Source organism: Mycoplasma sp. Pen4, from assembly GCF_014352955.1.
GTDB lineage: Bacteria > Bacillota_I > Bacilli_A > Mycoplasmatales > Metamycoplasmataceae > Mycoplasmopsis.
Genome location: NZ_CP060691.1, coordinates 768,474 through 794,059 on the forward strand (window position 1 = coordinate 768,474; position 25,586 = coordinate 794,059).

General features: G+C 26.4%; 20 protein-coding genes and 2 tRNA genes. 4 read left to right on the top strand and 18 right to left on the bottom strand.

Features of this window, described 5'->3' with window-relative positions:
- Positions 1-128 precede the first annotated feature (128 nt).
- On the bottom strand, positions 129-1,352 hold the full coding sequence (locus H9M94_RS03060; protein WP_187469475.1) for an Mbov_0401 family ICE element transposase-like protein: 1,224 nt from the start codon (positions 1,350-1,352) through the stop codon (positions 129-131).
- Positions 1,353-1,473: 121 nt separating this feature from the next.
- Positions 1,474-3,372 carry a hypothetical protein gene (locus H9M94_RS03065; protein WP_187469476.1) on the bottom strand — a complete coding sequence of 633 codons (1,899 nt, stop codon included), beginning with the start codon at positions 3,370-3,372 and terminating at the stop codon, positions 1,474-1,476.
- A gap of 255 nt (positions 3,373-3,627) precedes the next feature.
- On the opposite strand from H9M94_RS03065, the gene H9M94_RS03070 reads away from it, so the two are divergent.
- Positions 3,628-4,386, top strand: coding sequence for a type II toxin-antitoxin system death-on-curing family toxin (locus H9M94_RS03070; RefSeq protein ID WP_187469440.1), 759 nt, complete (start codon positions 3,628-3,630; stop codon positions 4,384-4,386).
- A gap of 41 nt (positions 4,387-4,427) precedes the next feature.
- Positions 4,428-4,583 (top strand): hypothetical protein, encoded by a 156-nt coding sequence (locus tag H9M94_RS03075; RefSeq protein ID WP_187469439.1) that lies wholly within the window; start codon positions 4,428-4,430, stop codon positions 4,581-4,583.
- Positions 4,584-5,234: 651 nt separating this feature from the next.
- Here the strand turns inward: H9M94_RS03075 and H9M94_RS03080 are convergent.
- The 12 genes from H9M94_RS03080 to H9M94_RS03135 form a co-directional block, all read right to left on the bottom strand.
- Positions 5,235-5,708, bottom strand: coding sequence for a hypothetical protein (locus tag H9M94_RS03080; protein WP_187469477.1), 474 nt, complete (start codon positions 5,706-5,708; stop codon positions 5,235-5,237).
- A 9-nt stretch (positions 5,709-5,717) separates the two neighbouring features.
- Complete coding sequence (locus H9M94_RS03085; protein ID WP_187469478.1) at positions 5,718-6,041, bottom strand: hypothetical protein; 324 nt, start codon at positions 6,039-6,041, stop codon at positions 5,718-5,720.
- Between the two features lie 21 nt (positions 6,042-6,062).
- A complete protein-coding gene (locus tag H9M94_RS03090) occupies positions 6,063-6,743 on the bottom strand; it encodes a hypothetical protein (protein ID WP_187469479.1) in 681 nt (226 codons plus the stop codon).
- Positions 6,715-11,406: a hypothetical protein gene (locus H9M94_RS03095; protein ID WP_187469480.1), complete on the bottom strand. Its 4,692-nt coding sequence runs from the start codon at positions 11,404-11,406 to the stop codon at positions 6,715-6,717. The genes H9M94_RS03090 and H9M94_RS03095 overlap by 29 nt, the downstream gene beginning before the upstream one ends.
- 78 nt (positions 11,407-11,484) lie before the next feature.
- Positions 11,485-11,997, bottom strand: coding sequence for a hypothetical protein (locus H9M94_RS03100; RefSeq protein ID WP_187469385.1), 513 nt, complete (start codon positions 11,995-11,997; stop codon positions 11,485-11,487).
- A 78-nt stretch (positions 11,998-12,075) separates the two neighbouring features.
- Entirely contained in the window at positions 12,076-12,672 is a 597-nt protein-coding gene (locus H9M94_RS03105) for a hypothetical protein (protein WP_187469386.1), read from the bottom strand.
- 21 nt (positions 12,673-12,693) lie between these two features.
- Entirely contained in the window at positions 12,694-13,335 is a 642-nt protein-coding gene (locus H9M94_RS03110) for a hypothetical protein (protein ID WP_187469387.1), read from the bottom strand.
- Positions 13,336-13,360: 25 nt separating this feature from the next.
- Positions 13,361-16,195: an Mbov_0397 family ICE element conjugal transfer ATPase gene (locus H9M94_RS03115; protein ID WP_187469388.1), complete on the bottom strand. Its 2,835-nt coding sequence runs from the start codon at positions 16,193-16,195 to the stop codon at positions 13,361-13,363.
- Entirely contained in the window at positions 16,196-17,455 is a 1,260-nt protein-coding gene (locus H9M94_RS03120; protein WP_187469246.1) for an Mbov_0396 family ICE element transmembrane protein, read from the bottom strand. It abuts the gene before it with no gap.
- 36 nt (positions 17,456-17,491) lie between these two features.
- Positions 17,492-17,857 carry a hypothetical protein gene (locus tag H9M94_RS03125; protein WP_187469245.1) on the bottom strand — a complete coding sequence of 122 codons (366 nt, stop codon included), beginning with the start codon at positions 17,855-17,857 and terminating at the stop codon, positions 17,492-17,494.
- Between the two features lie 32 nt (positions 17,858-17,889).
- The gene (locus tag H9M94_RS03130) at positions 17,890-18,783 is read right to left on the bottom strand and encodes a hypothetical protein (protein ID WP_187469244.1); all 894 of its coding nucleotides are present in this window, start codon (positions 18,781-18,783) and stop codon (positions 17,890-17,892) included.
- Positions 18,784-18,875: 92 nt separating this feature from the next.
- Positions 18,876-19,349, bottom strand: coding sequence for a hypothetical protein (locus H9M94_RS03135; protein ID WP_187469481.1), 474 nt, complete (start codon positions 19,347-19,349; stop codon positions 18,876-18,878).
- 337 nt (positions 19,350-19,686) lie between these two features.
- Between H9M94_RS03135 and H9M94_RS03140 the strand changes: the two genes are divergently transcribed.
- A tRNA-Leu gene (locus tag H9M94_RS03140) sits at positions 19,687-19,772 on the top strand.
- Between the two features lie 8 nt (positions 19,773-19,780).
- Positions 19,781-19,856: transfer RNA gene (locus H9M94_RS03145), tRNA-Lys, on the top strand.
- Between the two features lie 923 nt (positions 19,857-20,779).
- Here H9M94_RS03145 and H9M94_RS03150 read toward each other — a convergent pair.
- The 4 genes from H9M94_RS03150 to H9M94_RS03165 are packed head-to-tail and all read right to left on the bottom strand — an operon-like array spanning position 20,780 to position 25,461.
- Positions 20,780-23,311 (bottom strand): hypothetical protein, encoded by a 2,532-nt coding sequence (locus H9M94_RS03150; protein ID WP_187469482.1) that lies wholly within the window; start codon positions 23,309-23,311, stop codon positions 20,780-20,782.
- Between the two features lie 5 nt (positions 23,312-23,316).
- The gene (locus H9M94_RS03155; protein ID WP_187469483.1) at positions 23,317-23,589 is read right to left on the bottom strand and encodes a hypothetical protein; all 273 of its coding nucleotides are present in this window, start codon (positions 23,587-23,589) and stop codon (positions 23,317-23,319) included.
- A gap of 8 nt (positions 23,590-23,597) precedes the next feature.
- The gene (locus tag H9M94_RS03160; protein ID WP_187469484.1) at positions 23,598-24,644 is read right to left on the bottom strand and encodes a carbohydrate ABC transporter permease; all 1,047 of its coding nucleotides are present in this window, start codon (positions 24,642-24,644) and stop codon (positions 23,598-23,600) included.
- Positions 24,589-25,461 carry a carbohydrate ABC transporter permease gene (locus tag H9M94_RS03165; protein ID WP_255483448.1) on the bottom strand — a complete coding sequence of 291 codons (873 nt, stop codon included), beginning with the start codon at positions 25,459-25,461 and terminating at the stop codon, positions 24,589-24,591. The genes H9M94_RS03160 and H9M94_RS03165 overlap by 56 nt, the downstream gene beginning before the upstream one ends.
- Positions 25,462-25,586: the final 125 nt, after the last annotated feature.

Sequence of the window (25,586 nt, forward strand, 5' to 3'; positions counted from 1 at the left end):
TATTTAATGTTAACCCCCCAATTTGAAATAATCAGGGATGATATTAAAGACAAGAGCAATATATTTATTCTAAATATATTTATCGCGCATAATGCACGCGTGATACCACAATTCCTTAAATATTCAAATTAATTATTTCAATAATGATTGTAATTTATCTCATTTCAAAGAATTGGTTCATAAGTAATTTCTGCTGTTTCCCTGATTTCATTAACCAGTGATTTAAAATTCAAGAAGTTGCATTTTTCACTTTTATTGATACTGATTAAATTGAATATTGTATTTAATGAAAATGTTGAATATCTCTTTTTGTATAACGATTTAAATAAACTTACAGATGATTCAGACTGTGCTGTAATGTTATTTACATTGAATTTTAAGTCTTTGCAATTGTTATTTACGAATTTCAAGAATGCTTTTATGTTATTTTTTGTGTTCTTATTGTTAAATTCATAAGTTAATAGTTGTAGCAATTTGTCTATGAACTCATCTTTGTTTTCAATTGAATTTTGCAGTCATTTCCATACTGGTTGATTATCAATTAAGAGTTTTTCTTTAACATTATTCTTAATGATAAATATTGGTTTTTTGAATATGAAATTGAAATGTTTAATAAAGTGAAAGTGATCATAAATATGTTCTGCATTCAATAATTTTGCTAAATTTTTGAAGTAAACTGCACCATCACTTAAAAGGTATAATTTGGTGTTTGTGTCTATAACATAGTACTTTTGAATAATAGTCATTATTAATTCTGCTCTTGATTTGTTTGTAAGCTTCTCTTTGTCTTGTGAAGTGTATGTTTCATATGTATAAATTGGACTTTCATTTTTATCAGAGAATATTTTTATGATCTTGCTATTTGTTTTGCTGATCTTATTATTTCCTCTTGCTTTACCATAACAATCATCAATTGAGATATAAATTGTATTTGCATATTGTTTCTTTATCTCTATATTGCTTGTTTGGTTAAATAAGTCATATTTGTTTGCATAATATTTACATAAATTTCAACTGATCTTAACAAATTTGTTTCTAATTAAACCACAGTATTGATAAAAACTATCAATAACTAGTTTGGTATCATAAGTTCTATGAAATAGATGTATATATTTTTCTGGATAATATCTCTTGAAGTGTTTTTTACCATTAACATAGTAGTAATACTCATAAATTACAAATTCATATACATTGTTGTTTTGTCCTATTATCTTTCTTACTATTCTTTTGTTAATATTTAGTTTTTGTTCTCTTCTTTCATCTGAGTTTTTGAACTTTTCAGATAATGCTGTTATCTCATCACAAGATAATTTATTAATGTATTCTATTTCTTTTATGTTTCTTTCATTCATATTCAAATTTTACTAAATAAACCTTAAAATAAGTGCTGTTCCACATTTTGTGAAACTATTTTCACATAAATAAGATTAAAAAATGCATAAGAATTAATAATCTTATGCATGTGATATTAAGTTATTCTCCTGTTGTTGTTTCAGGTTTTAGTCAAAGTCTGTTGAAGTGATTTGATTCAATATCTTTTGATGTAATATTGTAAATTAAAAGTAAATTCTTATCTTTTTGAATATACTTATGGTTATTTTCATTAGAATCTGGTGCTGCTGAAACTATTTTAACAATAGAATTTTCAAGGAAGTTTTTAACTTTTTGTCTTGCTACCATTAATTTAGCATCATCATTTGCATCTTTTGGTAGTGTTTCAATTGCTCCAAATACTGGTTTATAGAATTCATTAAATAATGCTGTTTTAAATTCTAGTGCAATTTCTGCTTCATCTTGTGTTGAATATAGTTTAGAGTTAATGAATTTAAATTCATCTTTACCATTTAAAATGTAATTTAAAGGCATTAAAAACTTGTTGTATAGATTTATACCAAAAGTATAAATTGCACGCTGATTTGAAGGTTGTAAGTAGTCTTTACGACCATGTAATGCTATTTCATATGAATCAGGTCATTCATCATAGAAGAAGTATTTTTTACCATCTTCATTAATGTAGTTTAAATAGATAGTTGGGTCAATTACATTAGAAACTGCTCCAATTAATGCTGATAAAAGTGATCTGAAACCTCTTGTGTAATTGTTTTTAGCATAGAATTCTTGTAATTTTGTGTTTGTTTGATCATCTAATAACTCAATAAAGGTTTTTGTTGGGTCTTTTTTAAGCATTGAGAGCACTATTTTGAAATCTACATAGTGTTTTAATAGTGTAAGACCTTTACTCATTACATTTGAGTTTAAAATGGCCTTAAATGGTGCTAAAACAAGTGTTGAATTGTAAAATAGCATTGGAGATCATTCTTTTGTTTCTGTTTGATATTCTTGTGGGAATACACCAATATAATTTCTGTTATCTATTTTTGTTAATGATGAATAAGGGTATTTATAGTTGTATCATTTATTAACATAAAGATAATCAGAAGGTGCAACTCCTGGAACAGGATCAAGTGAAAGTAATCTTCTTTCTCTTGAACTATCATTTGGACTTATTTTAACTCTATCTTGTATGAAGTGTCTGTCTTGTCTTTCATAGAAGTTTCTTGAAACTTTATACATATCACGATATGAAATTCTTTTATAGCTTCCTTCTTCTTCTGTTAAGTCTGCTTCTCTATATTTATGTCAGTTTGCATCACGATCTGAAACAGACTTTTTAATCTCTGTCTCTTTGCTATCACGTTCTAATGGAACAATTCCATGGTACATTGAAGCATAACCAGAAGTAAAAGTATAGAAATCACCAAATACTTGAATAATTGTGTCTAAGTCATATGTTCTAGCATTAACTCATTCTATACCTAATCTAGTTCTTGGTGGTTCAATGTTTATAGTTTCATAACTGCTTTGCCCTGATTTTAATTTAAGCAATCTTTTTTGAATGGTTTCAACACTATTTGGTAAGTTATCTGCTTGTAATATGTAATCATAATATTTGCTAATTCCTGAGTAATATCAGATAGTAGGTGCATGTTTTAAGATGAACTTCCATGTTTCTTGTGGTGTTGAAGGTTTAGCAGGTATAATATGTGCTAAAAATGTACCAGCAGCATGAAATGCTTGTGGATTTACATCAAATTGATTTGGTGATGTATAAATACTATTGAAATTGTTAATTACATCAATTGGGTTTGCCTGATTTCTTGTGTTTGAATTTGGTTCAGGTGGTGTTGAAGGTGTCTCCTTTTTTGTTTCTGGGGGTGTTGAAGGTGATTTAGGATCTTGTTTATCTTTTGGTTCTTTTCTATATTTTAAAAAGTACTTATTAAGTGTTTCACAAGACACTGATATCAATGGAAGAAGCACAACAGGTGCTCCTAAAATGATAAATTTTAATCATTTTTTATTTCTTTTCATAATATAAATTATATTAAATTCAAAGGAATTGTGAGTTTTTCCAGTTTCAATTTCCACATTTTAAACATCATTCATTTTACAAATTACATAGATTTCATTTTACATTTTGCATAAGCTTTGACTTTATATTTTCACAAAATGTTATTTATTGTGAAAACCATAAAAAAACAATGCAAATTCTTATGCATTCATAAAAACAATCATTAATTTGATATAACTATAATAAAGAGAAAAATAAAATAATCGGAGAAATTAATGAAAAAAATAAATATTACACTTGCAAGAGCAGATTTTCAGAATATTGATGAATTTGTTAATATATATAAAAGTTCATTGATAAATTTTAATAGTGAAACATGCAATTGAGAATTTCATAGTAAATTCTATCAACCAGCAGAAATTTTATTTAAAATACACAGTATACAGTTCAATGAAATGAAAAATGTTGAAAATTACATAAAAAAGAGTTTTGAAGACAATATAATACCAAAAGCATTTGCTGCTGCAAAAGCAGTTAAAGCAATATCAAAAGATCCAAATGATTTTCAATATGTAGATCCAAATGCAAAAATAATAGATAAAGTAAAACAGGTTGTAAATATATATTCATACAAGGAGCAATGAAGTGTTTTTGATTTTGTTACAGACATATTTATATCAGTTTTAAACTCTCATTTGCTAAAAAATGGGAATAAAAGATTTTCATTTTCATTATTAAAAGTAATGCTTTTTGATTTTGGTTTTTATTTTAAGTGAAGTTCTAATGTTAAGAATTCAAGTTTTCTTGAAGAATATAATAAAAATATAGAAAATGAAATAGCTTGTTTTGAATTTCAATTATCAAATGCTAAAATAGCAGATCTATTTGAAAATAGTCAAGATTTTAAAAATCAAAACCCTACATGTTTCAAAAAATTATCTAAAGAAAAAGAATTAGATATTAAAGAAAGACAAGAAAAAACACGAACTGAAATCAAAAAATGATTACTTAATAAAATAATTATTGGTTATTAATGAGAAAAAGATAAAATTTATTTACAAAGAAAGAAGTTAATATGATTCCAAAGAGCAAGAACAAAGTTATTATAAGTGTTGATTCTGGTTGAACTACACCTGAAGAATTAGATGAAAGATTAGAAAGAGAAAAAAGAGAAAGACCAGAAGAATATGCTGCATTTGTTGATTTAATGCAAAGATTATCAAAAATGTAATTTAAAATAATTATTTAACTAAGTATTTAATGTAAGATGGATCCTTTTCAGTAAGCATAATCCATCTTTTTTTATGAATTTTTTAATATAAACAATAAATGTCTTTTATGCTAGAATATTTATGTGTGATTGAGAAATCAATAAGTAGCACATTATACTTGCTAGCATCGCCACACATTAATAAAATAAGGTTGCTATGTCTTAAGGTGGGGGTTATTGTGAACCATAACCCATCATTTTTTTTATAAAATTTTGGAAATTCCAAACTGAATTCAAATTAAAAAACAACATTTAAATGTTGCCTTTGTCTTATTTGATAATTTCTTAATTTAAAAACCTTTTTATTTTATATAACTGAGATGTTTTTATGGAAATGATATCAGAAATTAATAAATCAAGATAAAAAAATAATGATACAATATTTATGTGTGAATTAGTAGTGTTTTAAAACATGAAAATTAAATGGAACAACCTGTTTGCAAGCATCGCCACACATTAATAAAATAAGGTTGCATTGCATCAAGTATGGGGTGCTGTTGTTAGCAATATACACTCATCATTTTTTATAATATATTAAGATATAAATTTAAATATATAAAAGAATACTCACTACATAAATGTGTAGTGAGTTTATTTTTTTTATGCTATTTCTTAGAGTTTTTCATCATTTTGAATGGTTTCTGTTTCTGCTTGAATTATTCCATCAAAATTTTGAATTGGTGTTTTTTCTCTTAATGAATCAAGAACATATAATGCTGTCTTTTTCATTGTTCTAAAAATTCTATTTAAGGTCATCTCACTTAGTTTTAATTCAAGTAATTTATTATAGTCTTCATTTACTATTGCTTTGCATAAATCAATTAAATCATTATCTCTAAGTATTGTTAGTGCTTTATATGGTGAGATGTCTTTTGGTTGAGTTAATTGCTGAAACATTATGTTTTCATTAAATGTTCTGAAACCATATATGTCCTTTTGAATTTCAGTAATATATACTTTTTGTTTCTCTCATGGTATAAAATGTTCTGAATTAATTACATTAATTAAATAACCAACATTATTAACATCCATTGTAATTTTGTTGTGTTTTGATGGAAATACTGTTCCTTTGTAGTATATTTTCATATTTTTCCTTTATTTAAAGTAGGTTTTATTTAAAACTTCAATTTCATTTTCAATTTGTTTAATTGTTTTTGCATTTTCTGGGTTATTTTGCTTTTGAATTGCAATTAATTTCTTTGTTAATTTACGTTTCTTTTTGATTATTTTCAATTGTAAGAATAAATAGATTATTGATACAAAAGAAAAGATTGTAGCAATTGTAATAATACTTATCACAATAACAATTTGTGCTGTATCAAATAGGTATCAACTATTAACTAAGTCAATGATTGAATATGGTATAAACATCATAAAAATTACACCTACAATTCATAACCAAAAGAATTTCATTCTCATAGGTTTTTTTTCATTTATTCATTAGAATACCTTTACCTTTCTTTGTCTTTTATTTAGTGTAAATACTGTTGCTATTCCACCTGATAGTATTATTATTCCAAGTACAACAGATGAAATTCATATAATCCTTTCTTTTGCTGCTTCTTCCTGCTTTTTGAATGGATTAAAATCTTTGCTAGTGTAAAAATCTATTGTAAAGTTATTTCCACCTGTTAATATAGTTGAGTTTTTCTTTGCTCTAAAATTAAGTAGTTTGGTATTTTCATAGTAATCTTTACCATTAATTAATTTTTGTTTCTCTTTTTTGTTGATAACTTTAAAAAACTCATCATCAAATTCAGGTAGTTCAATTTGATTGATAATTTCTGACTTTATTTTTTCATCAAAATTAAATACTTCAACAATATTTTTCACAATTTCTTTAACAATTTCAACTTTAATATCATCTAAATATTCATTATTTATAAAAAACTGAATATTTTTAAACTTATATTTTGATAAGTCAATTTTGTTAGCTAAATGAATTGGGTTTTTATCACCACCATTTGGCGTTTCCGCATCATTGTTTTTTTCTTTTGTCCCTTTATCATTGGGTTTTTGGTTATTTTCATTGCCGTTTCCAGCGTCATTATTATTGGTGTTTGAGTGATTATCATCACCATTATTTATTCCACTATCACCATTTTTTTCCTGGATTTCCATTAGCTGTTTCTTCATCTCCTTCATCATCACCATTGGTATTTGTTGTACCAGAATCATCTGTAAAATCATCATCTGGTGTAGTTTTGAATGTGTTATCATTTAAATTTTCTGGATCAATATTACTAAAAACATAAATTGGTAAATTATAAGTACCAGTTATAGATCTAAATGGTGAAACAAAGTTGGTTGATGTTTTTAATAGGTAGAAACTTTCATTTAAACTTGTTTCCTTATTGAAAATACCTTCTTTTAATGTTTCAGTATCTTGTCCCTGATATTTATTTGTGAGTTTTAAACCATCATAAATACCTTGTATTAGGTTATCAATGGTAGCATTTGGGAAAAAGTGTGAAAACAGTTTTATGGTTTCAACTTTATTTTTGCTTATTTTTAATGCTTGTTGATCTAAAAAACTTCATAAGTAATATAAAATTTTCTTTCTATGACTATTTTTAAGTTTTTTAGCATATTCTAATCACTCTTTAAATTTGTCTAATGAATTATTTAAAAACCTAAATTTATCTGGTTGCAGTGAAATTTTGTTGTACTCTCTTATTTTTGAACGAAAGAAATCATTTATTTTTTCTCAGGTAAATAAATTATTTTCATCACTTAAAATAATCTTAAATGGTTCCATATCAGAAAGTAATTCTGATAATGTTCCATCATAAATTGTCTTTCTATGGTTAGAAATAGTGAAACTCTTTCTTGCTTTTGGTACTCAGTACTTAAAAATTCTTTCTAATACTTCATAATTTTTCATTGCTTCTTGATATTCAACTTTGAATTCAGGTGTTTTGAATTGGTTGATTAATTCAGGTTTAGGTAAATTAAAGTTAGGTAAATTGGTTTTATCACTATTAGCATTTATTTTGCTCTTATTAGCAAAGATATATTTAAGTTGTTCTATTAATATATCATCTCTGTTTAATGCATTTAAAGGCCTTAAAACAAGGTTTTTAAGCAATGTTTTAACTCCTTCATCTTTTATTTCATCATCTGATAAATATTTTGTGTATTCATCAGTTGTTAAAAGACTTAAATTATCATTGATATTTTGTATGTAAAAGTCTCTTAAATAGTTAAGGTTAAAGTTATATGACTTGTTATCAATATATGTATTCATTACAAAGTTATTAAACAATGCAGGATCATTCAATTTTGCAACAAGTTCATCTCTGGTTAAATTATCATATGATAAGTTCTTAATGCTTTTTAAAAATGCAAATGGGTTTGAGAAGTTTGGTAGTTCTAAATCAATTCTTGAATCAGATTGATAGAACACCATATTTTCATTTTCTACTTCAATTTCATTATTAAGATAAATATAAATGCTCTTTGCTGTTAAATTAATTTCTGGTTTTAATGCATTGATAATATCTCTAAGTTGAATTTCCTTGGTTCCAAGGTGTATTTCTGTTGTATCAAATGCATTTTGTTGATATGTTTCACCATTAATTGTTATGTTTAAGATATTCTCTTTAATATAATCAATAATTTCCTTCAAACCAGTTTCATTGTTTCAATCATTAAAAGTTTTGTTTTCTAAAAACTCTTTAATTTTGCCCTTATCAATTTCTGCTTTTATAGGTCATTTAACCTTATAACCAAGTGCTGAAAGGAATGGTGTTAAATCAACAGTATGATTATTTCTATTCATATTAAATCTAATAACGGTTTGGTTTGGATCTAGATTATATTTGAATGAAAAGTCATATGTATAAATGCTTTCATTTGGTTGTCTTACTTCAATATTTTTATCATTAACATTATTTAAATATTCAAAAGTTTCTGGTTTTAATATTTCATTTGAAATAGGTTCAGATGAAAAATAACTATAAATATTCTTAACTTCTTTGTTGTTTTGAATTTTTGTTTCTAGAAATTGCTTAAATAATTCTAAAAATTCATTAAGTTCTGGTTTTGATGATAAGTTATTAGGTGTTAAATTCCCTAAAACACTCCTTAAAGGAGTAGATAAATTTCAATTATCTATTGGTAATTCACTATTTGTTTGTTCCTTGAATAATGGCTGATCTCTTAAAATAAGCTTATTGTTTTTAATCAACTCATCAAAAAAGAATTCTCTTAATAATTCTGATGTATTTAACTCTTTAAAATTAACATTAAAGACTACATTATTGTAGAATAAGAAGTTTTCATATTCAATTACTAAGTCTGAATAACTCATACTTTCAATATCTAATGACTTATTTTTTGTATATTCTCTAAAAGGAGTAAGGAATTTTGAATTTGCTAAATTATTTACTAATTTTGCATTTCTTAATTCATTAAATGCCTTATCCAGAATGTTTTGCTGTTCTCTTTGCTTGAATTTTTGGTTTGTTTGGTAAATTAAATAATACTTAGTTAATCCTGTTTTTTGTGTTGCACTTAAAAGATATCAACCATTTGCTCTTGGACTTGTAAAATATAATATCTTTTCACTTTCATTAGGTAATGAAAACTTAGAATTCCTTATTTTACTATCATTTAATTCGCTTAAATTATTCCCTAAGTAAAAACCATCAATTCTATCAAAACCTTCTCCAAAATTGAGAACTAAACCATTATCAGCAAAGATTGTTTTTGCTATGATGGAATTCCTTTCTTCTGCAAAGTATTCTGAAAGTTTGTTTTCTTCTAATTTTGTAATTGTAGGTCATAAATTTAGATCTTGAATGTGTTTGTAAAAAGAACTGTTTAAAGTCCAGATTTGCTCGTATGTACCTGTTTTAGCATTAATTTTAGGGTCATAATCAGGGTTTGGTATTAAATTACCATCTACATCTTGAATTTCCTTAAAATTAGTATCAATTATGTATGGATTTATCTTTTGTGCTTGATTTAAATTAACTGTTGGGTCTCAACTATGCAATTTAAATTCAATTTCATCAAAAACTGTATTTACTTTTGCTGATTTAAACAAGTCTTCAGTAATGGTGTAAATTTTAAAATTATCTCTATTAATTTCACCATTCTCTTCTCTATGATATACCTTAACTTGTATCTTTAATTTCTTATCATTGGGTAAAACATTATATGTAAAACCTGTTAATGAAACTGGTATTACTTTATCATTGATAAGCAATTCTTCATTTCTTTTAACACTTAATGGTAGGTTTATAACTGCTTGTGAGAAAAATGTTATTGATGGTTGTTCTAACTGTGAAATTTGATATTGATCTGATGGTTTTTCACCACCTGAAACTTGATCATCACTTTTAGGTGCAAGAACATTCAGTGAAAATATCTTTTGTAATGATGTTTCATTATTCACTATTTTTGGTACATTAATAGTTAATCTTTCTCATCAATTGGTATCATAGTATGAGTAATTAGGTACTAAATGAACTCTTACACCACTTTCATTATTGTAATAATTGTATTTAACAATAACTTCTGGTTCCTTCTGGAACTTGAATTCAAAATTTGCTGTTCCAAAAGTCTCTTTTAGAATTTCATATATCTTTAATTGATTAACATTTTTACCAAAATTAGAAACATAATCAACAAATGCATCATAATCTACCTGAAAGTATCATTCATTATTGATTTTATTAAGTCCCCTTGCATTAAAGAATTGATTAAATGCATATTCTTTCATATCTGCTTCATCAATGTAGTTTATTGTTGTAGTGAATTCTAAGTTTCTAAGGTTTCTTTCTCTTGCACTAGGTGTAATTCATAAACTATTAGGCAAGGGTCTTTCCACCTTCATTGTTATAGGGTTATTAGATTGCACTAAATATTGATTTTGTTTATGTCTGTATGCTGTTTTTAGATCATTGTATAAGTTTAATTTGTAGAAACTATTAAGCATAGCATCTTTTAAATCATGTACTTCATCATTTTGAAGAAAACTAAAATTTTCAGATCCATCAGAAGTAATTATTAATCCACCTGATGGGTAAAAAGGTCTTATAGAAGTTCAAAACTCATTATTTTGAATGGTAATTGTTGCATTTTCTGGTGTGTTATTTCTGCTTCAATCAGGGTTTGTTTGCTTTGAAAATAACTTTCATTGATTATTTGCGGAATTTTGTTTATAACTATATGTTAGGTATTTTGGTATATATGATGAAGTAAATTTGTTGTTTGTCTCATTGAAATTTACACCAAATACTGTTGCTCTGATTTGTTCTGATCTTATTTTTTCAGATAATTCTGGAATATTACTTAAATTTAATGCTTTTTTAGGTTTATTATTAGCAACATTGAAAATGTCTTGGTTAGAAACATCATAAAACTTTAAGTTTCCTTTGAAATTAAGTCAAAAACTATCAAAAGATAATACTTCTACATTATCATTCAATAATGAATATATTTTGTCTCTTTCTTCATCTAAATCAAAATACCTTGGATTTACAAAGTCAATCTCATTACCTGTGTTAATGTATGGTGTAGCATCTGTATTTTCAGTTGAAATGTGATTTTCATTAATTAACTTATATTCATTTTCTCTTGGCCCTAAAATAACATTTTCAGGAAAAGCATCATGAAACATTTTTAACAAACTATCATAAGTAAAATCTTTTGTAAATTCTATATCATCAGGTGTTTCAGGACTAAATGTATCAGTTGGAACATATGAAATTGTACTGATAGCTGTTATTATAGGAATTTGTAATAATGAAGTTAAAATTAACTTTTTATTTTTCATTTTTACTCCTTAAAATTAGTAAATTTCTTTTATTTTTAAATAAAAAACTACTTGCATAGTTTCTTATTTTCTTATCTTTTAAAAACACTTTCCTTGGATATTTTTAGGATTATCCTTAAATTCTCTATATCAGCAATCTAATAATTCCTTTTCAATAGCAAATCTAAGTGAGTTTTTGATTTCATCAAAATTTTCAAAGAGTGTATAAATTGCTTCATCAATACCATCAGTAATTACACAAACTGCTAAATAGTTATTTTTAAGTGTTTCATCTGTGTATTCTTTGAATAATGTGTTTTTATATTCTAATAACTCAGAACTTTTACCTTTTCTTTTGATATCTTTATCAATTAAGTTTCAGATAGTTTCCTTATATTCTGGTTTTGTGAATGCAATATATTTGCTAGTTTTGCTATGGAATAATTTATTGTAAAAATTGACTATTCTCACTTTTTTAAGTTTTTTGAGTGGCGTACATAAAGTTTTACAAACTATTGCTAAATTTTTATGTGTTAAATTCACTTTTTGTGTATTCAATAATCAATATACAGTATCAAAAACAACTTTATTATGTTTTCTAGCATACTTCATTGTTTGATAAATATTATGTTTTCTATGATTACAACATGGAATTTGCTGGTTTTTAATTCATGTTTCAGCATCTTTTTTTTAAACTTGTTTTACTCATTTTTTTCTCTCTAATATGCTAATAATGTAATCTTCAGTACTTTCATTGAGTTTCTCTTTAAATAATTCATCTAATTTTTTTGAATTAATAATCTCAATTTTGTTTCTTGAATCATTAATTGAAAGAAAATCATTTGTAGAAAGATCTTTAATTTCACTAACTAAGTAAATATATTCACTTTCTAAACCGTTTTCTTTTAGATCAATATTTATTAAACTTTGTAATTCATCAAATCTAAATACTCTCTCTGAAATATCTTGTGCTTTGCTTTCTAAATAAGCAAGTTTTCAATCATCATCTTGTTTTTTCAAAAATATTGAATGTTTTCAGATTTCTTGATAAATTTCCCTTAACTTTTCAGGGTTATTTATAGAAGGCCATAATAAATTTGCAATGTTTTCATTTGAATAACCTTTAAAATTGCTTTTAAAGAAACTTAAAACATTGAGTAATAATTTTCTATCACTTGTATCAATATTGTTCTCTATTGCTTCAAAAACAGCATTTTCATTCATATTTATTTTGAAATGTTTTATAAAGTATTTTAGTTCATCTTTTAATTCTTTTTCTAATTCCATATTTACTCCTTGAACTGATTTTTAATCAGTTTCACTTTCATCATAAAAATCATCTTCAAATTCTATAAGTTCTTTAACATCTGATAAAACTTTTTCAACTACTTCTTTTGCAAAAGGATCGCTATTTACTCCCTTTTTAATAAAGTAATAACCTAGTTTTATATCATCATACGTATAAATATGTGAGACTTGTTCTTTGTTAATTTTTGTAATTCTTGGTTCTCCATATGTTGAATGATATATTTGATTAATTTGATAAACATCATATTCACCATTATTAAGCATTTTTCCTTGCATTTCAATAAAACACATTCTTTTTGCTAGATATGCTTTTTCAACCTGCAATGTTTCTTTTTTAACTGATCTTGTGTACCCATATCTACTATCATAATATTTGGTATCTTTTGTTAAAAGGTGTTCTAAAAGTTTAAATCTATTTATTTCAAAATCTGCTCTATCAGGTGAGTAATCAGTTTTAATTCAATCACCATTTTTGTTCTTTAAATGATAATAGTTAGTTTCTCTATCTAATGAAAAGTATCATTCACCTGTTTTAATTTTGTTTTGATAATAAATATGATCTACTTTTTTATCATAAGGTAAGTTTTCAACTCTTTCACCATTTACTAATCTCAAACTGTAAAAAAATGTTTCTGAATTCATTCATTCTCCTTTTAAAATATTTAAACTAAATATTTCTGATTACTTTAATTAAGTTTTCTTTAAATGAAACTAGGAAACTTAAAAATTCCTGATTTTTAGAATATAAAGATAAATTAGATTCAAACATTGCTATTTCCTTGTTATATTCTGTTAATAATTCATCTTTCAACTCTGAATCAGATAACTTTTTAAATAAAGCTGTTATTTCAAATTTAAGAGACTTAGTGTATTTCTCTATAATTGTGAAATCTTTAAAGAATAAGTCTTTTTCTAAATTGTTGTAATTTGCTTTAATCTGGTAGTGTTTCTTTTCAGTTAAAAGCATTAAACATTCACCTGTTTTAGCATTTGAAATGAATTTTAGATCTTGATCTGTTAAAGTTTGGTTGGTTTCATATAATGCTTTAATTGAATCAATATCAAGTTGCTTACAGTTAAAGAAAAATGAGTATTGAATATTTCCAAGTATTTTTGCTGCATTTTGTGAAATATCATTTACATTTTGAGTTGCTAAAACAATAGAACCATTATATTTACGAATTGTTTTGGTTGTATCAATAATAAACTCTCTAATTACTGGTGTGTTATCTTTTAAAGCAAAGTGTGCTTCATCAATAAAAAGAATTGTCTTATTTTTTGAATTATTGATTGAGTTCATATAAATTTTTGTGTTAATGATATTCAATAGTAAATAAATTTGTGCTTGTGCTGAACCTTGATTTTGTTGTGCTAGCAGTTTTTTAACATTAAATACAATAAACTTGTTGTCTAAATTGATGTTTGATGGTTTATTAAAGATGTTTTTATTAGAAATTTGTTCTTGGAAAAAGAATTTAAACTCTTTAACAAGTTTAATTAATGGTTTTTGGTAAATTTCTTTCTCTAATTCATTATTGAATTGAGTGTTTTCTAGTTCTTTAATAAAGTCATCAATAATAGGTCAATTTTTCTGTCTTTTAAGATCTTTAATTGTTTTTTGGTGATAAAAATTTCATTTAATATAAAGAGTTTTTAAAGCAGTTTTGATTAGAATTTTCTCTGTATTAGAAATGCTTTCAAAAAGAATTTGGAATCATTTTGAAACAAAGTCAATGTGATTATCAATTATGTTAAATACAGTGGTATTATCACTATTTACTTTGTTTATTTGGATTTCAAGTGGATTAATAATTGTTTTAGAGTCATTTTTTATATCAATATATTGACCTGAAATATTTTTGCATAAATCAACATATTCATCTTGTGGATCAATGATGATAATTTGTGATTTTGCATAATGCATATAATTTAAAAGTTTCATACTGAAAGTGGATTTACCACTACCTGATGTTCCAATAATAATTGCATTACTATTTCTCCTGTACCCATCTCTATGGAATAGATCAAAGAACACTGGGGAACCATCATTCTTTTGAGTTCCTAAAATAAAGTTATTATGATCATTCAATAATTCTAAATTTCAAGGTCAACCAAAAGCAATTAATTCTGGTAATGCTTGAATTGAGGTGTTTAAGAAATCTGTTGGTGGAATTTGTGATTGATTTCAACATTTAAACTGTTCGAAATTAAATTTTCCCAACTTAATGTTTTCTTTTTTAGCATTTGATTCATTTACTTTTTCGATTTCATTTAAATCATTTTCTTTTAATGCTGTATTTAATAGATAAACTCCAACATCTAATAGTGGTTTTGTTTGGTTTTTAACAATGTTTTCAGTCAATTGATTAAAAATTTCATACTCATACTGGTTTTTCTTATCTCTTAAAAAGTGTTGTGTTTTTTCATAAGCTTGTGCTCCAATTTTTCTGTTGGAACTTTCAAGAAGTTTCTCTGCAACAGTTTGTGATAAAGGACTAATACTGATAAAAACATTTGAATCACTATCATAAATAGTATTAAGTCAACCATTATCTACTTCATAATCAAATTCTTTTATTCCTTGCATAGAGTGGTATTTATCATTTACCTTAAAGTTATTTGAAGAAAACTCAATAGAGTTTATGTCTAATATTTCTCTAATATTTACTCTATCTGTTCTTGCATTTAATGTTTTTAATTCAATTTCTGGTTGTGATTTATCAAGATCATAGAAATTACTATAAAAAAGCAATGTTTGAATTTGATCTTGCTCTTCAATTAAGAAATTAACATTCTCAAAAGCAGTTTTAACATTTTGGGTGTTTTCAATTAATGCAGTTTCACTTTCACCATAAACTAAAATGTAATAGACTTGGTATTTTTGGTTTTCAAACAACTCTAAATCACTTTTTAAAGCATTTAAATAAATTTGTGATTTCTTGTCTTTAAATTTTTTAAGTGCTTCATCAGCATAGAATATATTTTCCTTAAAATCATTTTTACTGTTAATTTTAATGATGTTAATTGGTGTTTTGATAGTACTAATTCCTTTTGTTAGTTCTTCTAAAAGTTGTTCTTGGTTGTATTTATCATATTTAAAAATGGAATTACCATGCAACTTCAATAATCTTGCATAAAATTCTTTATTTTTGCTTAGTTTGTTTGTAGCAAGAACTCCATCATTATCTATTTCAGTGAATACCATTAAGTCATTTATCTCATCATCTTTAAATTTCTTTTTAGATGATTCATACTTAATTCAAATTCAAAGCATTTGATAAACCTTATATGATGTATCTTTAACTGTTAAAAATAACGACATAATCAGTGGTATAAACATTACTGAAATTAATACTCTATATGCAATATTTAAATGTGGGAAACCAAAGAAACAAATTATAAAGTCAGATAAAGCAAAAATCAGAAATACAATCATATCAAACCAAGACATATTTCTAAAAATTTTGAATTGGTTTCTTTTTAGTGGTTTTGCTTGTAGCATCTATTTCACCTTATCTCCTTCTTGCAACTTGTTAAATATCTTAATAAATCAAGGTTTAAGAGCATTGTTAATTGCTTGTTCTGCTGTTTTTTCCTTACTCATAGTGTTTTTAGCATTTCTAGCACTTGTTTTTGCTCTTACACCTAAATCATTATTTCTTTTTAATGTGTTTTTTTCATAGCTAATTGTTTTGTTAGCTTCAGCTTTGGTTTCTTTTGTATTTGCTGTGTTATTTGCTGTTTTGTTCTTGTTGCGTCTTAGTCTGATTGATGATTCAGCAAACTGATCTAGATTAAAGAAATACATTAATCTGGTTATCATACCATTAATTCCATAAGTCATACCTAAGATGATTGCAATTGATAAAATTGATGTAGTTCATTCACCAGAAAGTGCTGTTGAATTATCACCTAAAATCTCATCAATCAATGATGGTACTTGTTCAAAAGTAGTTTGAAGCAACATAATGTATAAGAGAAGACAAATTAATATAATGAAAATACTTAATACACTCTCTGTGAATTTAGCAAATCATTTCTTTAATGTTTCTCCTGCATCATTAGTCCCTTGTGTTATAGCAACTGGTAATCATAAGAAATAAACAAATTCATAAGCAATTGCTTTGATAACACGTATAAAAAGTCCAAAGATCACAACTACAATTGCAAAAATTGCAATTGCAAGTTTGATGATAAGTAAAATACCACTACCATCTATGTAAAATCATTCATTATAACTTAAAGGTTGAAATGTATTTTGCACTTGAATTCATGCTTTGTGTCCTTCTGATGTTTCAGTTCATTTTGGTTCTAATACTTTAAATATGTATTGTGATAGAGATGTATCTTGGTTAAAGATTGAATTTTTAACTAACTGATAAATAATTACAAAAAAGATCATCATTAATCACATTAATATTGGTATTCCAACTACCATTAAAAATGATAATGTCCCACGCTTTATTGATTCTTTGAATAATTGTTGGTTTTCTACATCTTTTCTTGCTTGTATAAATCTATAAAAGACTATACCAACTACAAAGAAAAGACATATCAGTGCAATACCAAAGAACCTTATAAAGAAACCAGTTGAGAAGTTTATTTCATAACCACCAAATAAAATGTAAATTGGTAGTTTTAAAGCAACAAATTCTAGTGTTGTGTAAATGATATGAAGAATTCAACCAGGAAGAAATACAAGTATGTATCACAATCCTGAGAAAATCGCATAACCAATGGAATTAATTAGTCAGGCAAACACTTTTTATACCTAAAATAAGATGTTTTGTTAAATTACTTACAATGCTTTTGGAGTGTAATCTGCTAAAATTGATCAATTGTTAGATTGCATTACTATAAAGAATATTAGTGAAAAGAAAAGAGCCATTATTCCACCAATATATCAATAAAGTTTTTTGATTTCCATTTTATAATTTTCTGGATCTGTTTTGGATATTCTCATAAATTTTTTAGCCAATAAAACAGCACCAGAAAGAATAAATACCACTAATGCAATAATTACAGGTATTGTAATTGCAGAAAGTAAGGACTTAAACCCACCTGAAACAGATGATGAAATAGAAGAAGCAAGATTATCATTTACTGCAGAAGCACTTGCTGAAACATTTTCTGCAAAAAATTGTGTTATTTTTGTTATTTCCACTCTTTATCTCCTTTAATTGTTTTGTTTTAAATTTATTTCTTGTAAGTATTTAATAATTCATAACCTTTTGTATTATGTTTTACTTTAAAGTATGGTCTGCGATTCATTGTATCTTCAAATTTCTTTATTCATTTTTTCTTTGTTATCAATAAATGTTCTTTATTGTGCTTTGATAATGCAACATAAATTCATAATGCTTCATCATAGTTGTTAGATACAAAAGAATTATTGAAATCATATGTAATTCCAAAACTAGAATTTCTGTGTTTTTCACTTAAATTTAAAAGTTTGAATACATAATTCAAAATTTCTAATAACTTTTCTGCACTATACACTCTAATATTCTTGTTTGAAAAGACATTTTTCAATGTACCATAGAATATTTGCTTAATGTTTTTAGATGCTGTATCAATTTTTGAATTAAAAATGCTTTCAATCACAATTATTAATTTTTCAACAATTTTTGTTGCTAATTCTTTACTTACATTTTGATCTAATGCATAAACTAATCTAATTCTTGCTTTTGTATCAGTTGATGAATTAGTTTCATAGTAAAAAGTAGGTAAAAAATACCTTAAAAACAACATTTCTTTATCATTTTTGTTGTTTAAATCACTTTTTGTGAAAAATTTATTGTTGTACTTCAAAAGAGTTGAAAAAATTCTATTTGCTTTTTCATCAATATCAATATTGATAAATCTTGTTGTTGTACCAGTAGAGCAAATATAACTTTTATTTTGAGAAATTGCATCTATCAATGATGAAATTTTCATTGTTTGCAGTTTCTTATCTTGTTCTATAACAGTTTTATGAAATAAACCATTCATTTTTGAAGCATGATAAGCTGATGGTTTTGAATTATGTCTTTTGTAGAAGATAAAGAAATTAGAACAATATTTATCTTGATCTCACATTCTGTAAAGCATAACTAACCACCTTTAATTCATTTTGTTTTGTTATTTTTCCAAAAAAGCAAAAGTGCTAAAAATAAAAAATAGGTATCAACCTATTTAATTTTCTATCCTCCAATTATAATCACTTCCATAATATGAGAGATTATTTTAAAAATCTTAAAATTGAATTTAACTGGGTTGTATTCTCTATTTACTAATTTCTCATTGTTTTCATCTAAATTCAAATAATAAGTTCTCTTTAATATAAAATTCTTCATTTTAGACTTTTCTAAATTTAAGAAATATTTTCTTAATTCTTTATATTTAGGATTATTTGAAAATCTCAATCTTTGCAATAATGAAATATAAATGTAAATAAAAAAACTAAGAGTTATGACAGAAACAAAACAACAAATAGTAAGAAAAGTCATTGGTAAAGTTGTTGAATCTGAAAATGAAGTTGATTCTTCTTTACTAGTTAACCCAATATAAATAAGTAACGAAAAAATTATTGATAAAAAAGCTAAAAAAATATTTCCCAAAATAGCCATTTTAATTTTAAAGACATATTTTTTTGCTTTTAAACGGATATTTTCCATAGTTATTCCTTTATTTTAAGTTTAAAAACTTTAATGAGATCAGAAATTATCATTTGTGTGAAATTAAAATTCTATTTAAAGTGATATTTTCAATTTTACTTGTTTCTGTCTATACTTATAATTTAAACACTATTTATTAAATTTAATAACATTTCCATAAACTTCCACAATTAAAGCAAACATAAAAAACCTAAAAAATATTTTGCTAATTATTCTATTTGATATAAAATAATTACGTTCATTAATAAATGAACAGAAATAAATAAAAAAATATTAAAAAAATACTTTGAATTAATTAATTTAATGTATAATAAATAAGCAATGAAACAAGTGCAACGCCCGGGTGGTGGAATGGTAGACACAAGGGACTTAAAATCCCTCGGTAGCAATACCGTGCTGGTTCAAGTCCAGTCCCGGGCACCAAAAAATGTGCGCCCTTAGCTCAGCAGGTAGAGCAAATGGCTTTTAACCATTGGGTCAGAGGTTCGAATCCTCTAGGGCGTACCATTTCAAGAAATTGACCGAATGAACTCCTTGGAGTTCTTTTTTTATTTTTATAAATTATTATGAAATATTTCACTCTTTGCTCCTTTACTATTTGGATACGAAAGCTGCATAAAAAAACAACCAACACTATTGTGTTGGCTGTCCCAAAATGCAAAGCGGAAGTTGCCACTTTGCATTTTTTTATATTATAAATTTTGAGTTTTGTCTGAGCTTTTACAACCTTTAATTATTTTAGTTTTTTGTACGTAATATCATGGATTTTGTCACTTTTTAAAATCATAAAATCCCTTAATTATAGGCGTGAATAATAAAATCCATTTCATTTTGACACCACGCATTATCTTAGGGTTACTTATTAATACTCAAAAAAATATATAAAGCATTGTGTTTTAATTTCGTTATAATCTCGAATTTTTACTCTAAAAATCTCTTATTTTATGTTTTTTGTATTCAATTTATATTTTTCTAATGGAATAAAATTAACAAAACGCATCACTTCTCCATCAAAATATCATTATTCAAAGAGTGCCTCATAAATAATATAGTTTTATACTTTTTCAATAATTAATATACTCTTAAATTAATTAATCTTTGTTGTGTTCACTTTTGATTTAATGCCTTAATTGTAGGGCTAAATGATATTTTTTTGAAACTGATGTAAGTGACAAAGTCTATGGTATTACAGATTAATGGAAGTCCGAATTTATAGCTACATTTTATAATTTATCTATTTATATATCTCGTTTCTAACTTCATTGATTAAAGATTGCGGTTTAAAGAATTCTTACAAATAGATTCTTCTTTTTCCATTATGAAACTTATAAAAAACAAAGCACAAGGTGGCAACTTGCGCTTTGCAATCGAGCACAACCAACACTATTGTGTTGGCTGTTTGATTATTATGTTTATGTAATAGTAACTTATTATTTTACATGTACAGTGCTTGTTGTAGCAAAAGTAGGATTTACTTTATATCCTAATGGTAATGTTTCATGTAAATCATTTAATGTAATTATTCTTTTTTCTGTGAATAATTGATATGGATCAACCATAAATCATTTTTCATCTGTATTTTTTATTTCCACTCAATAGTATTCTTTTTCAACACCATTGATTTCTTTTGTACCAAATACAATTTGACCGTCTACATTTCCTAATGTATTTAATACTTTAGGGAAAATTTCGTTGTAAGCTAAAATACTTGTACCGAATGTTTTGCTTTCACGTTGTCATACTTTGTTTACATAACGTCCACCTTTTACATCGATGGCTTTGTCTGTGTCCTGAATATCAGTTCTTTTAACAAGTGATGACATTAATGTTAGATTTTCAACGCTTTCATCTCTAACACCTCTTGATGAATATTTATATGAAGCAATAGTGTATGTTCTATTTAAAATTTCATCAATTGCATCATCTAATGCTTTAATTTTAGGATCTTGTAACATTTCTGCATAAGTTTTTTCAGAATTTTCTGGTTTTGCTTGATACTCTTTTACTTTTTCGTGTCTTGCTTCTTGTTTCGACTTAAGTTCTTCTAATGCTTTTATTACAGCATTGTGAACACCTTTGAATGATGTTGAATCAATGTTTTCGCTATAATCACCTAATGATAAAGTTTTTTCTAATAATGGTTTGAATGTTTCTAAGTTATTTCTTAGTTCTTTTGAAAGAAGTTCAAATTGTTTTTTATTTCCTCTTGCACGTCTTTGAATGATTTTGTCAAACTCTTCTTTATTTGTAAGGAGTTTTATAACATTGTTGTATGCTTCATAAGTTTTATAGTATGCACTATTAGCATTTACATAGTTATATTCATTGTAAATATCACCATAGTAAAGTAAACTTAAGTGTTCTGAGATAAATACATCTGGATTAACAGAGAAATCTATTTTTAATTTATTTGTAAATAATGTTGAATCTGGTTTCTTGTAATCAGTGTTGATTCTTTCTCTTTCGCCTTCATCTGGTGCTTCATTTAAAAGAGTACGGAATTCGTCATATTCTAAGAAAGCTTTATTAATGAACATCGCATTTGTCTCAGATCATTTGTCAGGTTGTGTATCTGTAGCACCATTGAAAAGATTTTCTGGAATAAATCCATTAATTGAACCTGCTGGTAATGAAAGTGATTTATCAGTTGATGTTTCATTAACATTCTTGAATTTGAATGCGCTATTAGAAATATTGAAATAATTAATTAAATTAATAAATGATTTTTTAACATTAGATGTAACGTTATCAAAGTTAATTTGTTCTTCTTTAAGTTTATTTAAATCAATTTTAGCAACTATATTTTTTAATTCTTCTTGATGAGATTGGTAATATTCTCAATCAATTGAATTGTTATCGTTAACTTTTAATCCATTTTGTTCTGGTGTTAACATTGCAATTTTAGTCATATTTGCATATACATATGCAGGTAAACCTCTTGATGCAATTCCTACTGTTGAACCAAAAGGATTAAATGTGAAGCTAAAAATTGTGCTTGTTTCTTTTGGAGATGTTTCGGTATACACTTGTCCTGGTAAATCTGTTTCTTTAAAAATATCTTTGTATTTTTCTGCTTCAGAGCTTGCACCAGGTTTGTTTGCATCAATAGCCATAATAATTGGCATTAATAAAGGAGAGTCTTCAAAGTATCATTTGATAACTTTTTGAAATTCTTCTCTAGTAATAACTTTTTTCAATGTTTCTGGATCATTGTTTGTATATGTGTAACTTTGTAATTTTTTAAGATTTGTAATTACACCTTCATTGAAAAGTGTAGTAAATTGATCAGGAACCATTTTTGCAAGTGATAAAGTATCAACTTTTGAAAGCACAAGGTTTTCTGCACCATATAGTGTTTGAATTTGTTCATTGAACAATTTATTAATTTCTAAGAATTTTTTGTATTCAGGTGTGTTTTCACCTTCTGCATTTGTTTTAGAACCTTCAAATGTGTGAATAAATTTATAAAATTTTTCTCAATTTTCATTAATTGCATCGATTGCTTTTTTAATTAAGTTAACGTGAGATTCGTTAATACCTTTAATTTTATTTTCATCAATAACAACTTTGTAATAAGGTTCATTTGATGATTCACTATATGTTCTTACTATGTTATATGGTCTGTAAACAGTTTTTGTAAAACTACTATTTGTGATTTTATATGTATCTTGGAAACCTAACTCTCAGTTATTGAATGTGAAAACCATCATTTGAGTAGTGTTTAATCTCTCAATAAAAGTTTTGAACTCTGGTTTTTCTTCAACTAATTTTTTAATTTCTTCATTTTCATCAATTCGCTTAGCATGGTTAATGTATGGATTACTTTTATCATATTTAAATGCAAATTTCATTGAATATTCATCTTTGTATAAACATGAAACTGCCATCATTGGTACAACTGCAGTTGTTGTTCCAACTAATAGAAAAGGTAAAATACGTTTCTTAAAATTTATTTTTTTCATATTTTCTATGCAAACATATCTATGTATTTTCATGACTTAAGTCCAGCATATGAAATGATTGAACCTAGTAAGAAAATAACACATGAGAATGCTAAACCTCCTATTGAATATGCTTTTGCGTATTGATATGCATCAATAATATCACTATCTAATTTAACATTATTAATATCCAATACACCTTGTAATGAACTAATGAATGCTGACAACGCAATAATTGCTATAAAAGCAAGTACTGTTAATATAACTCATGTAATAACTCTTCTTTTTATGTTTTTCATAATTCCGCCTATCCTTTAATAGCTGAACCTTGTCTACTAATAGCACCCATAATTCTTTTTCTAAAAATTAAGTAGAAAATAAATACAGGGATAATAGCAAGGATTGATGCGGCTAATTTAACGTTTTGGAATGTATTAATTGCTGAGTCGGGATCGTTTTTGTCGATTCCGGCTTTGAAAAGTCATACAGAGATAACTTCGTTATTAGTTGAGTTAATTGTTGAGATAAGAGCAGGTCATAAGTAACTATTTCATGAAGCAAGAGAAGTAAGGATAATGATTGTTAATGTTGTTGGCATAACCATTGGGAATGCAATTTTGAATAAGTATTTTGCACCACCGGCCCCATCAACAAGTGAAACTTCCTTAATTCTTCCCGGAATTGCTTCGAATGCATTTTTATACATAACAGTGTTGAAAATACTTGCTGTAAATGGGAATGCAATTGCAAGTAAGAATCCAAAGTATGTTTTGTAAAGTTTTGTTTTAATAATAACACCATATTGCCCTGAAAGAAGCGCAACTTCTGGTAACACTAGAAGAGCTAAGGCAATGAATCAAATTAAACCTTTACCTCTTCAATTTCTTAATGAGAATGCATAACCCATTAAGAAAGTAACAAATACTTTAAGTGTAACTGAGATAACAACGTTAAGCGATGTTAATAGAATTGCCGATCAGTACCCAGATGAAGCAGCACGTGAGTAAGTGTTGGCAACAACTTGACTAAAATCAACAATCTCAGTTGCTCCTTTGGTTCCACCTTCACCTTTACCGGCAAAGAATGATGAACCACTAGAGAATGATGGTAAAATTCTAAATTCTGATTTCAATAATGCAGCTTCGGTATCGTTCATTAACGAAATTGAAATCATGTAGAAGAATGGGAATAAAATAATTGCTCCAAAGAATGATAAAACGATAATTTTAAGTGCTGTTGAAGCAAAAACACTAGCTGGGGATGATTCTTTAACTTGGGATGCTGAAATTTCTTGGTTCTTACGAAGCTTTCTTTGCAGCAAGCGCTTTTGTAGCTTTAACTTTAACTCAAACATTTCTTTCTCCTAAATTGTTTAATGTAAGTTGCGCCATGAAGAATCCCCCACGAACAACTGATGAGAATGTAACCCCAATAATAAATAGCGAAATTGATGCTGCACCTGATTTATTTGTTTCACCAATAGATGTTACGTAGTACACGTAAAGCATCAATGAGCTACCCCCATTGTTAATTGCATTTTTTGGTTTGTTTTCAAATAATGCAAGTGGGAAAACTTTAAGTCCCCCGATAATTCCTAATGTTATAAGGAAGTTAATTGTACTTTTGATTGATGGTAATGTAATTGTGAAGAATTGTTTAATTTCTCCTGTACCATCAATAGAAGCTGAACGATATAAGTTCTTATCCACTCCAAGCATAGCTGTTGTGAAGATAAGAATGTTGAATGCAAGTCCTGATCAAATACCGTTAACGATCATAGCAACCAAAGCATTGAATGTATATGGTGATCCACTTGAAAGTCATGGAGTATTTGTTCCTAAAACTTGGTTAAGTAAACCAAATGGACTAAATAATTGAATGAATGCAAGAGAAACCGCAACAGCGTTAGTGATGTAAGGCATGAAAAACACTGTTTGTCAGTAACCCTTGGCTAATTTGTTATATAACTTAGCAATAATAGATGAAATCACAAGTGAAATCATCATTACGAAAGGAAGTACGAACAATCCGTAAATAAATGAGTTACGTACCCCAACAGCGAAACTCGGATCAGCAAAAATACTTGCGTAATTTTGTAATGTAAATGTCCCTGTCGCTTTAGATGTGAATGAATCTATAATATTTGTCACCATTGGAATAATAGTGAACATTGTTAATAATATAATACCTGGTAAAAGTAATAATAATGGTACTCAAACCGGTGTTCTGTTATCTAATATTGTATGTGATAAAGTAGCTTTTCGGCTAGACTGTTTCTTGACAGATCATCCGAATA